General features: G+C 68.8%; 10 protein-coding genes, 1 tRNA gene, 1 pseudogene and 1 riboswitch. Of the genes and pseudogenes, 7 read left to right on the top strand and 5 right to left on the bottom strand.

Annotated elements, in window-relative coordinates; all coding sequences use genetic code 11:
- Window positions 1-99, top strand: a riboswitch (SAM riboswitch). This riboswitch is flagged as partial in the annotation.
- Between the two features lie 75 nt (window positions 100-174).
- The 5 genes and pseudogenes from RT123_RS14015 to galE form a co-directional block, all read left to right on the top strand.
- Entirely contained in the window at window positions 175-1,227 is a 1,053-nt protein-coding gene (locus RT123_RS14015; RefSeq protein WP_313009756.1) for a homoserine O-succinyltransferase, read from the top strand.
- On the top strand, window positions 1,224-2,417 hold the full coding sequence (metB, locus tag RT123_RS14010; RefSeq protein ID WP_313009755.1) for a cystathionine gamma-synthase: 1,194 nt from the start codon (window positions 1,224-1,226) through the stop codon (window positions 2,415-2,417). Before RT123_RS14015 ends, metB begins: the two co-directional genes overlap by 4 nt.
- A 52-nt stretch (window positions 2,418-2,469) precedes the next feature.
- Window positions 2,470-2,544: transfer RNA gene (locus RT123_RS14005), tRNA-Glu, on the top strand.
- Window positions 2,545-2,760: 216 nt separating this feature from the next.
- Window positions 2,761-3,027 (top strand): hypothetical protein, encoded by a 267-nt coding sequence (locus tag RT123_RS14000; RefSeq protein ID WP_066554510.1) that lies wholly within the window; start codon window positions 2,761-2,763, stop codon window positions 3,025-3,027.
- Between the two features lie 78 nt (window positions 3,028-3,105).
- Window positions 3,106-4,095 (top strand): annotated as a pseudogene (galE, locus tag RT123_RS13995) (UDP-glucose 4-epimerase GalE); the annotation flags it as partial.
- A gap of 10 nt (window positions 4,096-4,105) precedes the next feature.
- On the opposite strand, the gene RT123_RS13990 reads toward galE, so the two are convergent.
- From RT123_RS13990 to RT123_RS13975, 4 genes are all read right to left on the bottom strand, one after another.
- Window positions 4,106-5,050, bottom strand: coding sequence for a hypothetical protein (locus RT123_RS13990; RefSeq protein ID WP_313009754.1), 945 nt, complete (start codon window positions 5,048-5,050; stop codon window positions 4,106-4,108).
- Between the two features lie 4 nt (window positions 5,051-5,054).
- On the bottom strand, window positions 5,055-6,215 hold the full coding sequence (carA, locus tag RT123_RS13985) for a glutamine-hydrolyzing carbamoyl-phosphate synthase small subunit (protein WP_112861309.1): 1,161 nt from the start codon (window positions 6,213-6,215) through the stop codon (window positions 5,055-5,057).
- A gap of 97 nt (window positions 6,216-6,312) precedes the next feature.
- Entirely contained in the window at window positions 6,313-8,550 is a 2,238-nt protein-coding gene (locus RT123_RS13980; protein WP_313009753.1) for a glycoside hydrolase family 3 N-terminal domain-containing protein, read from the bottom strand.
- A 230-nt stretch (window positions 8,551-8,780) separates the two neighbouring features.
- Entirely contained in the window at window positions 8,781-9,560 is a 780-nt protein-coding gene (locus RT123_RS13975; protein WP_313009752.1) for a ZIP family metal transporter, read from the bottom strand.
- A gap of 67 nt (window positions 9,561-9,627) precedes the next feature.
- Here RT123_RS13975 and proB point away from each other — a divergent pair, with 67 nt between their 5' ends.
- Entirely contained in the window at window positions 9,628-10,785 is a 1,158-nt protein-coding gene (gene proB, locus RT123_RS13970; protein ID WP_313009750.1) for a glutamate 5-kinase, read from the top strand.
- Window positions 10,782-12,044 (top strand): glutamate-5-semialdehyde dehydrogenase, encoded by a 1,263-nt coding sequence (locus RT123_RS13965; protein WP_313009749.1) that lies wholly within the window; start codon window positions 10,782-10,784, stop codon window positions 12,042-12,044. Before proB ends, RT123_RS13965 begins: the two co-directional genes overlap by 4 nt.
- 177 nt (window positions 12,045-12,221) lie before the next feature.
- Here the strand turns inward: RT123_RS13965 and RT123_RS13960 are convergent.
- Window positions 12,222-12,820 (bottom strand): PQQ-binding-like beta-propeller repeat protein (locus tag RT123_RS13960; RefSeq protein ID WP_313009748.1); only part of this gene is annotated, 599 nt, incomplete at its 5' end.

The following is a 12,820-nucleotide window of genomic DNA, read 5'->3' as shown; positions in this document are numbered from 1 at the left end:
GAGGGATTAGGCCCTTTGACGCTGGGGCAACCATCGGGTCTCACAGCTCGAAACGGTGCCAACTCCTGCGGGGTCCTTCGGGGTCGCGAGAGATGAGTGGAGCATCGACGAGACGACGCTCCACGCTCTGTCACCGCATCGAGACTTGCTGAGCGAGAACGATGCGGAACGACGATGACCCTGGCCGAAACCACCCTGCTCGAAGACCCCGACTGTCGCCGCGCGACAGCCCTTACCCCTGTCCGCGAACCGACGCGTGAGCGCGGCGGCGCCCGCGACGTCATCGTTCCCATTCCCGCCGACTTCCGCCTCGCCTCGGGCGAAAAGCTGAACCAGCCCAATATCGTCGGCCGCCTGCATGGCCGGATCGGCGCCCCTGTCGTCGTGGTCGCCGGCGGCATCTCGGCCGGGCGCTTCGTCCACCGGACGGAGACCAACGGCCTGGGCTGGTGGTCGGGCGCCGTGTCGGTGCGCGGCCCCATCGACCTGAGCCGGCTTCAGGTCCTGGCCGTCGATTTCGCCCCTGGCGCCGAGTTCCTGGACAAGGCTGTAACCATCACCACTCAAGACCAGGCGCGCCTGCTGGCCCTGGTGCTGAACCATATGAAGATCGAGCGCGTCGCCGCCTTCGTCGGCTGCTCGTACGGCGGCATGGTCGGGCTGGCCTTCGCCGAACTGTTCCCCGACTGGGCCGAGCAGCTGATCATCGTGTCGGCCGCCCACCGCGCCCATCCCCAGGCCACGGCCTGGCGCGGCATCCAGCGCCGCATCCTGCAGTTCGCCGTCGCCGCCGGCCGTCCCGAGGAAGGCGTGGCCCTGGCCCGCGAACTGGCCATGACCACCTATCGCACGGCCGAGGAATTCGACGACCGCTTCGACACCACCGCGCCCACAGCCGTCGGCGGAGCCTATCCCGTCTGCGACTATCTGACGGCGCGGGGCCAGGCCTACCGCACCCACACCACCCCGGCCCGCTGGCTGTCGATGTCCGACTCGCTGGACCGCCACAGCGTGACGCCTGAGGCCATCACGACCCCCGTCACTCTGATCGGCTTCACCTCCGACCGTCTGGTGCCGATCGACGACATCCGCGAACTGGCCGCGCGGTTGCCGACCCTGTGGCGCTTCGTCGAGGCACCCTCTCTCTATGGCCACGACGCCTTTCTGAAGGAGGACGCCTTCGTCGGCGACATCCTCCGCGCCGCCCTGAAGGATATCAAAGCATGACTTCCCGCCCCGTCGCCCGTTTTGGCAATCCGCACACCATCGCCGCCCGCACCGGCGTGGATACGGACACGGCCCATGGCGCGGTCATGCCGCCGCTGTATCTGTCGTCCAACTATTCCTTCGCCGGCTTCGATCAGAAGCGGAAGTACGACTACAGCCGTTCGGGCAATCCGACCCGCGACGTGCTGGCCGAAACCCTCACAGAGCTGGAAGGCGGCGCCGGCTGCGTCATCACCGCCACCGGCATGGCGGCGGTCGACCTGCCGCTGACCCTGCTGGAGCCGGGCGACCTGCTGATCGCACCGCACGACTGCTACGGCGGCACCTGTCGCCTGCTGAACGCCCGCGCCAGGAAGGGGCATTTCGAACTGTTGCTGGTCGATCAGGGCGATCCTGTCGCTTTCGAGGCCGCCCTGGCCCTGAAGCCCAAGCTGGTGTTGGTCGAGACCCCGTCCAATCCGCTGCTGCGTCTGGTCGACATCGCCGACATCTGCACCCGCGCCCATGCGGCGGGCGCCAAGGTCGTGTGCGACAACACCTTCCTGTCGCCAGCCTTGCAAAACCCGATCAAGCTGGGCGCCGACTTCGTGGTGCACTCGACGACCAAGTTCATCAACGGCCATTCCGACGTGGTCGGCGGCGCGGTCATCTCGGCCGACGCCGAGGATCACCAGACCCTGGCCTGGTGGGCCAACTGCACCGGCGTGACCGGCTCGCCGTTCGACGCCTATCTGACCCTGCGCGGCGTGCGCACCCTGTTCGCGCGCATCGAGCGACAACAGGCCACGGCCGGCAAGATCGCCGAAAAGCTCGCCGCCCACCCGGCGGTCAAGGCCGTCCACTATCCGGGCCTGAAGTCCCACCCCAACCACGCCCTGGTCGCCGCCCAGCAGGCCGGCCCCGGCGCCATGCTCAGCTTCGAACTGCAAGGCGGCACGGACGCCGTGCGCGATCTGGTCGAGACGTTGGAGATCTTCACCCTGGCGGAATCGCTGGGCGGCGTCGAAAGCCTGATCGCCCACCCGGCCACCATGACCCACGCCGCCATGACGCCGGAACAGCGCGCGACGGCCGGCATCGGCGACGGCCTGGTGCGCCTGTCGGTGGGTCTGGAGCATGTCGAGGATCTGATCGCCGACCTGTTCCCGGCGTTGGACGCCCTCGTCCCGGCGAAGGCGGAAGCGGCGTAACTTTTTGCTTGCAGGAGCGGCCGAACCGGGGCAAATGCGCCGCCCCGGCCGCGGTCCCTTCGTCTATCGGTTAGGACGTCAGGTTTTCAACCTGAAAAGAGGGGTTCGACTCCCCTAGGGACTGCCACCGGCGGCGCCTTTGCAGCGCCCTTCCCGGCCATCGTCGAGCGAACGCTCCGATCCCGGATTAAGATTTCGGTAACTATTTTGTCCGGAAACGGGCAGTAAGTCTTTCGATTCACGGACTTTTTTCGGACGCAGTCAGGAACTATCCACAGGGACTGTGGTTAACCCCTCGTTAGCTCGGCGCAGAAGCGCCTCTCCCTCCTGCACCGAGATCCTCATGTTTATCGCCATCGCCCGCCCGGCGGTGGAGCCCAAAGGCCCCGACGCCGTCGCCGTCCCCGGCTCTCCCGCCATCGCCGAACTGTCGCCCCGCGCCCTGCATGCGCGCCTTCTCCAGAACGCCGCCCTACGCCGCATGCGCGGATTGGAGCGCCGCAGAGAGCAGCGTCTCGAAGACGCCGACTACTGGCTGCATGCCGCACCGATCGCCGTCCGGAAAGCCAGCGCCCTGCGCGAAGAGCGCAGTTTCTCGCCGATCCCCTGACAGTCGCCGCACATCCCTGAATACACACGCAGGTGATTTGGGGTTGATTTACCGACCCTTGGTATCCGACAAGAGCGGATGGGCGAAGTCGGATCGGCGCTGACATCTGCGAAGGCGATCCTGGTCACGGGCGGCGCGGGCTATATCGGCGCCCATGTGTGCGAGGCCCTTGCGGCCGCCGGCTATCGGCCCGTCACCTATGACAATCTGTCGACCGGCCGGCGCCGGTTCGTGCGCTGGGGACCGCTGGTCGAGGGCGATGTCTGGGATGCAGACAAGGTGCGCCACACCCTGGTCGCCCACGACATCCGCGCCGTCATGCATTTCGCCGGCTCGTCCGTGGTCCCTGAATCGGTGCGCACGCCGCTGGACTACTACCGCAACAATGTCGGCGGTCTGTTCGGCCTGCTGGGCGGGATGCGGGAAGCGGGTGTGAACCGGCTCGTCTTTTCCAGCACCTGCGCGGTCTATGGCGATCCCGGCGAAAATCCGATCACCGAGGCGACGCCGCTGGCCCCCGTCACCCCGTATGGCCGCTCCAAACTAAGCTGCGAGCAGATCCTGTCGGACGCCAGCGCCGCGCATGGGCTGGACATCGTCGCGCTGCGTTATTTCAACGCCAGCGGCGCCTCGGCGTCAGGCCTGATCGGCGAAGATCGGCCGGTCGAGACCCATCTGATCCCACGCGCGATGATGGCCTTGCGCGGCCAAATCGACGACTTCGCCGTTCATGGGACCGACTATCCCACGCCCGACGGCACAGCGGTGCGCGACTATGTCCACGTCTGCGACCTAGCTCTGGGCCACCTCGCCGCCCTGACCCAGTTGCTCGGCGACCGACGCGGCTTCTTCGCCTGTAATCTGGGCGCCGGCCAGGGCCATTCGGTGCGGCAGGTGCTGAACGCGATCACGAACCACAGCGGTCTTCGTCTGCCCGACGTGGCTGGAGCGCGCCGCGCGGGCGACCCGCCGCATCTTGTGTCGGACATCACCCTGGCGCGTCACGCGCTGGGCTTTGCGCCACGCCAGTCGGACCTGCCTTCCATCGTCGCCAGCGCCTGGGCCTGGCACAGCCGGCTCAGCGCAGTTCGGGCATCCGGCGGCGCAGCGAGGCTGTCAGCTTTTCGAACTTCTGCCCCGCCGACTTGGGCCTTACCCGCCGACGCAGTTCCAGCCCGCCACCCCACAGCGCGTGGACCGGCGCTTCAAGATGCGGATGGCGATCATGCTGATGGACGATGGGGCTGACGCTGGCGTCGGGATTGACGACCTTGCCGCCTTCGAACTTCAGCGTCTCGCCGGGCGTCAGGCCCAGGGTCGCCACGCGACCATAGTTGGGGCGCACGGTCATCGCCGTCAGATCCTGATGGATCGCCATGTTGAAGGCCGCCTGATCGGCGCCGAACGCCCCGCCGATCTCGGATCGCGGCGTCGCCGCCAGCGACAGGATCAGCCGTGACAGGCGCGAGACGTCGGCGCGCTGCCCAACGATGGTGCCGACGCACAGACAGGCCTTGTCAGCCAGCTGCCGCGCCTGCGCCTCGCCGAACAGGGCGCGCAGATACTTCATGTTGAAGGCGTGATCGGCCAGCGGCGTCTCGGCCTCGACATAGGCCTCAAGCCCCTCAGGCGCCGGATCGAAGGGGGGCGCCTGGAAGATCACGTCGCGCACGTCGCAGGCCAGGGCGACGCCTGACCGATCACCCAGCAGACCGGCGAAGGCCACGAACCGCTGCATCACCGGATGCGGCGCCCACCCGCGCCAGACCGGCGCATCGACGGCGGTCACCCGATGCTGGGCCAAAAAGGCGCGCAGAGCCGGTTCGGCGTCGACCACCAGGGCTGCCGGCCCCTCGAACACGGCCCGCAGCGACAGGACGAAGGGCGCGATGTCGGCCGCGTCGTATCCGGTCGCATAACCGACCACGACATCGCCGTCCGGCAGGGGCGTAAACCGGCGACCGACCTCGAACGCCTCGGCCAGCCAGTCCAGATAGTCCGACCGAACCGCCCCCTGTTTCATGGCGTCAGCGGTCGCCCATCAGATCGGCGAACCGGTCGAACAGATACAGGCTGTCGGTCGGTCCGGGCGAGGCCTCAGGGTGGTGCTGGACGCTGAAGATCGGCTTGTCCTTGACGGCGATGCCGCAGTTGGTGCCGTCGAACAGGCTGACGTGGGTCTCGGTCACGGCGTCGGGCAGACTGTCGCGATCGACGGTGAAGCCGTGGTTCATCGACACGATCTCCACCTTGCCGGTGGTCAGATCCTTGACCGGATGGTTGGCGCCGTGGTGGCCCTGATCCATCTTCACCGTCTTGGCGCCCAGCGCCAGGGCCAGCATCTGGTGGCCCAGGCAGATACCCATCAGCGGCTTGCCGCTGGCGACCAGCTTCTGGATTTCAGGCACGGCGTATTCGCCCGTGGCGGCTGGATCGCCCGGACCATTCGACAGGACCACGCCGTCGGGATTGCGGGCCAGCACCTCTTCCGCCGTCGTCGTCGCCGGGACCACCGTGATGCGCGCGCCGGTCGAGGCCAGAGCGCGCAGGATGTTGCGCTTCACGCCGTAGTCGATGACGACCACGTCCTTGCGGCCTTCGGTCTTCGGGTGCCCTTCCGGCCAGTCCCACAGCCCCTCGTTCCATTCGAACGCCTGCAGGGTCGAGGCGGGCTTGGCCAGGTCCAGACCGACCAGCCCCGTCCAGCCCCTGGCCTGGGCGACCAGGGCCTCCAGGTCGAAGTTTCCGTCCGGGTCGTGGGCGATGACGGCGTGGGGCGCGCCCTTGTCGCGGATGATCTTGGTCAGGGCGCGGGTGTCGACGCCGGCCAGACCCACGACGCCGCGCCGCTTCATCCAGTCGTCGAAACTGGCGTCCGAGCGATAGTTGGCCGGATCGGTCGGCACGTCGCGGAAGATGGCGCCGCGCGCCGAGGTGTCGGACCCGCCGCCCATCTGCTCGATGTCTTCGACATTGGTCCCCACATTGCCGACGTGCGGGAAGGTGAAGGCCAGGATCTGGCTCATGTAGGACGGGTCGGTCAGGATTTCCTGATAGCCGGTCATGGCGGTGTTGAAGACCACCTCGCCTAGGGCCGAGCCGACGGCGCCCACGCCAATGCCCTGCAGGATCGTGCCGTCCGCGAGCGCGAGAACGCCGGTGGCGCCCGGAAGAATCTTCGTCGTCATGGGCGCGCTCCTAAAATCGAATCCGGCCGATACGAAGGCCGAAGGCAAACGGCGGCGTCGTTAAGCCCTGCCGCCTGCCCCGTCAACGTGGCGCGCGTCACCGCCCGTCGGTGATCGACGCCGGACCGATCAGCTGGAACGTCGCCTTGGCCCCGCCCTGGGCGTGCGGCGCCAGCCACACGTCGAACAGACCGGGCTCGATGCGCCAGGTCTCGTCCGCGCCGATGAAGCCCAGCTGACGGGCGTTCAGGGTGAAGCTCACCTTCGTGCTCTGGCCCGGCTTCAGCGACACGCGCTTGAAGTCTTTCAGCAGTCGGCCCGGCTGGGTCAGGCTGGCGACCCGGTCGTGGATATAGAGCTGCACCAGCTCCTCGGCCGGATGCGATCCAGTGTTGGTCACGGTCACGGCCAGGTCCAGCGTGCCGGCCCAGGCCAGCTTGTCGCTCTCCATCTCGACCGGCCCATAGCTGATCGCGCCATAGGTCAGGCCATAGCCGAAGGGATAAAGCGCCGTATTCGTCGTCTCGCGATAGCGGGCCTTGTATTCCTCGCTCGCCAGATCGGGATTGGCCGGGCGGCCTGTGGTCTTGCGGTCGTAGGAATAGGGCTGCTGGCCCGACTTGTGCGGGAAGCTGACCGGCAGGCGCGCGGACGGGCCGTGATCGCCGAACAGGACGTCGGCGACGGCATGGCCCATCTGTTCGCCCAGGAACCAGGTCACGACGATGGCCTGGGCGTTCTTCACATTGCCTTCCAGCGCAAGCGCCCGGCCGTTTCTCAGCAGGATGACCATGGGCTTGCCCAGCGCCGCCATGGCGTCGACCAGGGCGACCTGCGGCGCGGGCACCACGATCTCGGTGCGCGACTGGGCCTCGCCCGACATGTTGGTCGCCTCGCCGATGGCCAGGACGATGACCTCGGCGTCGCGGGCGGCGGCGACGGCCTGCTCGATCCCGCCGTCCAGCGGCGTCTCGACGCCCGAGCCGCGTGCGATGGTCAGGTTCTGCGGATCGCTCATGGCCGCGCGGAAGCCCGCCTCCAGCGAAACGCGTCGCTCGGGCGCGCCCCAGATGGTCCACGGCCCCCAGACATTGTCCACGTCGTCGGCGAACGGGCCGACCAGGGCGATCTTCTGGCTCTTCTTCAGCGGCAGCAGGCCGTTGTCGTTCTTCAGCAGCACGACCGACTTGCGGCCCGCCTCGCGCGACAGCTCGACGTGCTCGCGCGACCCGACCACCGCCTTTTCACGCACCGGATCGGTGCCGCGATAGGGGTCGTCGAACAGGCCCAGCGCCGCCTTGGTGTTGAGGACGCGGCGCACCGCCTCGTCCAGGCGCGCCATCGACACCTCGCCCGAGGCGACCAGGCTGGGCAGATGTTCCAGATACAGACCCGACACCATCGACACATCGACCCCGGCGTTGAAGGCTAGGCGGGCGGCGTCGCGGCCGTCCTCGGCGAAGCCGTGGGCCACCAACTCCTGCTCGGAGGTGTAGTCGGAGACGACGAATCCCTCGAAGCCCCATTCGCCGCGCAGGATGTCGGTCAGCAGCTTGCGGCTGCCCGACGCCGGCACGCCGTTGACGTCGTTGAAGGCGCTCATGATCGACAGGGCGCCGGCGTCCACCGACGCCTTGAATGGCGGCAGGAAGACCCCGCGCAGCGTCTGCTCGCTCATGTCGGTGGTGTTGTATTCGACCCCGCCGACGGCGGCGGAATAGGCGGCCATGTGTTTGGCGGTGGCCAGGACCGCGTCACGGTCGTCCAGACCCTTTTCGCCCTGGAAGCCGCGCACGCGGGCGGCGGCGAGCAGGTTGTTCAGCAGAACGTCCTCGCCCGCACCCTCGACGTTGCGGCCCCAGCGCTGGTCGCGCGCCACATCCACCATGGGCGCGTAGGTCTGGTGAACCGCCGACGCCGCCGTCTCGACCGCCGCGGCCCGCGCCGTGCGCCGGGCGAGTTCGGTGTCGAAGGCCGCCGCCTCGGCCAGAGGCACCGGGAAGATCGTCGACAGGCCGTGGATCACGTCCGCCGCGAACAGCAGCGGGATTTTCAGCCGGCTCTCCTCCATCGCCACGCGCTGGATGCGACGGCCCGCCTCGGCGCCGATGCCGTTGAACAGGCTGCCGACCTTGCCTTCGCGGATCAGGGCCGTCACGCGCGCGGGATCGCCCGTGCCGTCCAGCGGGTTCACCGCTGTCGGCATCCAGCGGAACGGATCGGCCAGCAGGTTCAGCTGGCCCGCCTTCTCCTCGACCGTCATGGCCGCTATCAGATCCTCGATCTTCTGGCGGTGACGGGCGACGGTGCGGGACGCTTGGGCGGAAACAGGCATGGGGAACACTCCGGCGCCCATCAGGGCCAAAAGCCCCAGGCCAGACAAGAAATTTCTACGGGAAGCCGCAGGCTTGAGAGGTCGCGTCATTTAGGCTGGCGCTCCTTTCGGGGGACAATCGAGCAGCGAAGCGAGAGGCCTAGCCTCTCGGCCCCGACGGCTTCAACCCCCGCCTGCCATGTAAATCGATGTAACGCCCCGCTGCGCGGTCACGCCGCGTTTCGCCGCCATCATCCCAGGGCGATGTCCAGGAACATCATTCCGACCAGGCCGATCATCAGGCCGATCATGGACCCCTCCCCCTTTGACTTCTCGCGGGTCTCGGGAATGATCTCGGCGGTGACGACATAGATCATGGCTCCGGCCGCCAGGCCCAGCCCCCACGGCAGGGCGCCGGGCAAGAGATCGACCACGCTGGCCCCGATCAGCCCGCCGACCGGCTCGACCAGGCCCGAAGCCAAGGCTGCCGCGAAGGACGGCCAGCGACCGTATCCCAGGGTCGCCATCGCCGCCGACACGGCCAGCCCCTCGGGCATGTTCTGGATGCCGATGCCGAGCGCCGTGGACAGGCCCTGGTGCATGTCGCCGCCGCCGAAGCTGACGCCCACCGCCGCCCCCTCGGGGAAGTTGTGCAGGGTGATGGCGATGATGAACAGCCAGATACGCCGCGACAGGTCGCGCGATCCCGCCGGGCCGATGGCCAGCATGTCCACCGGCGCGAACCGGTTCATCAGGCCGATCACCGTCGCCCCGATCAGCACCGCCGCCCCCATGACGCCGGCCGCCGCCGCCTGGCTGGCCCCGCCCGCCTGCAGCACGTCCACGCCGGGAATGATCAGCGAGAAGAAGGAGGCCGCCAGCATGACCCCGGCGGCGAAACCGAGCAGCGCGCTCTGGGTCTGCACCCCCGCCTTGCGGAAGAACAGCAGCGGTACGGCGCCCACCGCCGTCATCATGCCCGCCGCCAGACTGCCCAGACCGCCTGCGGCGATGGGGGAAAGGGATTCCATCATTCGTCTGCATTGCGGCGAGACACGGCAAGAGACAAGCCCGAACCGTGGCGTTAGAGAAGGCTTCATGTCCCAGCGCGCCGCCCTTCCCGTCGGCCCGAACGCTGCGTCGGCGCTGGGCGCCGCTCGGCGGGTCGTGGTCAAGATCGGATCCTCCCTGCTGACCGACGCGGCCACGCGCCAGCCGACGCGCGACTGGCTGGCCGCCGTCGCCTCGGATCTGGCGGCGCTGAAGACCGAGGGGCGCGAGGTCATCGTCGTCTCGTCCGGCTCGATCGCCCTAGGCCGGGGCCGGTTGCCCGCGCTGGGGGCACGGCTGGAGGACAAGCAGGCGGCGGCCTCGGTCGGGCAATCGCTGCTGATGGCGGCCTGGTCCGGGGCCTTGGACCCGCATGGCCTTATCGCGGGCCAGGTTCTGCTGACGCGCGACGACACCGAACGCCGTCGGCGGTGGCTGAACGCCCGCGCGACCGTCGAGGCCCTGTTGACCCACGGCGTCATCCCCATCGTCAACGAGAACGACACGGTGGCGACCGAGGAAATCCGTTACGGCGACAACGACCGGCTGGCGGCGCGCACGGCCCAGCTGGCGCGAGCGGACCTGCTGATCCTGCTGTCGGACGTGGACGGCCTCTACACCGCCGACCCGCGCCGCGATCCGGACGCCGCCCACCTGCCCTTTATCGAGACGCTTAGCCCCGACATCCTGGCCATGGGCGGGGGCGCCAACGCCGATGCGGGCGTGGGGACCGGCGGCATGGCGACCAAGCTGGCGGCGGCCCAGATCGCGCGCTCGGCGGGTTGCGCCACCATCATCGCCTCGGGCCAGACCCTGTCGCCGCTCAGCGCCATCCGCGACGGCGCCCGCGCCACCCTGATCGCGGCCCCCGACGGGCCGATGGCCGCCTATAAACAGTGGATCGCCGGCAGCCTGTCGCCGACGGGGGTCCTGACGCTGGACGCCGGGGCGGTCGCGGCGCTGAAGGCGGGCAAGAGCCTGCTGCCCGCCGGGGTCACGGGCGTCTCCGGCGCTTTCGAAAAGGGTGACTGCGTGCGCCTGATCGACCCGGACGGTCGCGCCGTCGGGGTGGGGCTGGCCGCCTACGCCGCCGACGAGGCTGCCCGCCTTCGCGGCCGCCGCTCGGACGAGATCGAGACCCTGCTGGGCTATCGCGGGGCCTCGGTCCTGATCCACCGCGACGACATGGTGCTGGACGACCGATGACCGACCTGAAGACCCGAATGCTCGACTTGGGCCGGCGCGCGCGCGCCGCCGCCATGCTCTTGCGCGAAGCCCCGGCCGCCGCCCGCACCCACGCACTGGAAATCCTGTCTGCAAAACTGACGGCCGCCGAACCCGCCCTCCTCGCCGCCAACGCTCGCGATGTCGAGTCCGCCCGCGCGAACGGCATGACCGAGGCCCTGATCGACCGGCTGTCGCTGAGCCCCGCCCGCATCGCCGGCATGGCCGAGGCGGTGGCGACCATCGCCGCCGTGCCCGATCCTCTAGGCGTCGAGACCGAACGCTGGACCCCCGCCAACGGCCTGGACATCGCCCGCGTCCGCACCCCGATCGGCGTGCTGGGCGTGATCTACGAGAGCCGCCCGAACGTCACCGCAGACGCCGCCGCCCTGTGCATCCGCTCGGGCAATGCCGCCATCCTGCGCTGCGGTTCGGACTGTCTGCAATCGTCCCTGGCTATCGCCGCCCTGATCGCCGAAGCCCTGGCTGAGGCCGTCCTGCCCGCCGATGCGGTGCAACTGGTCGACACCCCCGACCGTGAGGCGGTTGGCCTGATGCTGACCGGGCTGAACGGCGCTATCGACGTCATCATCCCGCGCGGCGGCAAGAGCCTGGTCGCCCGCGTCCAGGCCGAGGCGCGAACGGCCGTGCTCAGCCACTTGGAAGGCCTGAACCACACTTATCTGCATGAGGCCGCCGATCTGGAGACCGCCCGCGCCATCGTCCTGAACGCCAAGATGCGCCGCGTCTCAGTGTGTGGCGCTACCGAGACATTGCTGGTGGACCGGGCAGCAGCCGAACGCCTGCTGCCGCCCGTCGCCGCCGACCTGATCGCCGCCGGCTGCGAACTGCGCGGCGACGCCCACGCCCGCGCCCTGGTCCCCGCCATGACGCCCGCGACCGAGGCCGACTGGACCACCGAATATCTGGCCCCGATCCTCTCCGTCCGCGTCGTGGACGATCTGGAGGCCGCGACCGACCACATCGCTCGCTGCGGCTCGGGCCACACCGAGGCCATCGTCACCACCGACGCCCAGGCCGCCGAACGGTTCGCCGCCAAGGTCGACAGCGCCATCGTCCTGATCAACGCCTCGACCCAGTTCGCCGACGGCGGCGAGTTCGGCTTCGGCGGCGAAATCGGCATCTCCACCAACCGCCTGCACGCGCGCGGCCCGGTCGGGGCGGAGCAGCTGACGACTTACAAATACGTCGTGCGCGGCCAGGGCCAGATCAGGCCGTAGGTCGCGCACGCTCTCCCTCCCCGTTCGGGGAGGGTGGCTGAGCCGAAGGCGAGGCCGGGTGGAGGCGGCTGGCGACATCCCGCTGAACGAGAAAAGGCGGCTCGTTTCCGAGCCGCCCCCACCCGGTCGCTGACGCGACCACCCTCCCCCGCGGGGGAGGGAGATTGGTGCTTCGTCTCAGCCGCGCTGCGGCAGCGCATAGGCGATGACGTAGTCGCCCTCCGGCGTTTCCATGAAGTGATGGCCGGCGGCGACGATCACCAGATACTGGCGGCCGTTCTGTTCGTAGATCATCGGGTTGGCCTGGCCGCCCGCAGGTAGAACATCGGACCAGACGGTCTTGCCCGTCTCGATATCGATGGCGCGGATCAGGTCGTCGGTCGCTGCGGCGATGAAGATCAGGCCGCCGGCCGTGACCACCGACCCGCCGTTGTTCGGCGTGCCGATTTCCAGCGGCAGCATCGAAGGGATGCCGAACGGGCCGTTCTTGCGCGCCGTGCCGAACGGACGGTCCCACAGAGTCTTGCCGCTCTGCACGTCGATGGCGCGGATCCCGCCATAGGGCGGCTCCTTGCACAGCAGGCCGGTGAAGGGCATCCGCCAGCCGGCATTGACGTCGATCGCATAGGGCACGCCCATCTGCGGATCGCCCGCGCCCTCGGCCTTGGCGCCTTCGCCCGTCGTCTCGGCCTGATAGCGAGGGTCGTCGCGCGGGAACCAGTCCAACTTGTTCGCCTCGGCCCGCGGCACCAGACGGTTGTAGTTGGGCATGTCGT

It is taken from the genome of Brevundimonas vesicularis (assembly GCF_032067225.1).
In the GTDB taxonomy this organism is placed as follows: domain Bacteria; phylum Pseudomonadota; class Alphaproteobacteria; order Caulobacterales; family Caulobacteraceae; genus Brevundimonas; species Brevundimonas vesicularis_F.
Note: the sequence above shows the minus strand (reverse complement) of the source record. Positions and strands in the feature narration are given on the sequence as shown.

Bases quoted from the DNA above. Each gene is read 5' to 3' on its own strand.
- RT123_RS14015 (WP_313009756.1), top strand. From the start codon at position 175: ATGACCCTGGCCGAAACCACCCTGCTCGAAGACCCCGACTGTCGCCGC.
- metB (WP_313009755.1), top strand. From the start codon at position 1,224: ATGACTTCCCGCCCCGTCGCCCGTTTTGGCAATCCGCACACCATCGCC.
- RT123_RS14000 (WP_066554510.1), top strand. From the start codon at position 2,761: ATGTTTATCGCCATCGCCCGCCCGGCGGTGGAGCCCAAAGGCCCCGAC.
- RT123_RS13990 (WP_313009754.1), bottom strand. From the start codon at position 5,050: ATGAAACAGGGGGCGGTTCGGTCGGACTATCTGGACTGGCTGGCCGAG.
- carA (WP_112861309.1), bottom strand. From the start codon at position 6,215: ATGACGACGAAGATTCTTCCGGGCGCCACCGGCGTTCTCGCGCTCGCG.
- RT123_RS13980 (WP_313009753.1), bottom strand. From the start codon at position 8,550: ATGCCTGTTTCCGCCCAAGCGTCCCGCACCGTCGCCCGTCACCGCCAG.
- RT123_RS13975 (WP_313009752.1), bottom strand. From the start codon at position 9,560: ATGGAATCCCTTTCCCCCATCGCCGCAGGCGGTCTGGGCAGTCTGGCG.
- proB (WP_313009750.1), top strand. From the start codon at position 9,628: ATGTCCCAGCGCGCCGCCCTTCCCGTCGGCCCGAACGCTGCGTCGGCG.
- RT123_RS13965 (WP_313009749.1), top strand. From the start codon at position 10,782: ATGACCGACCTGAAGACCCGAATGCTCGACTTGGGCCGGCGCGCGCGC.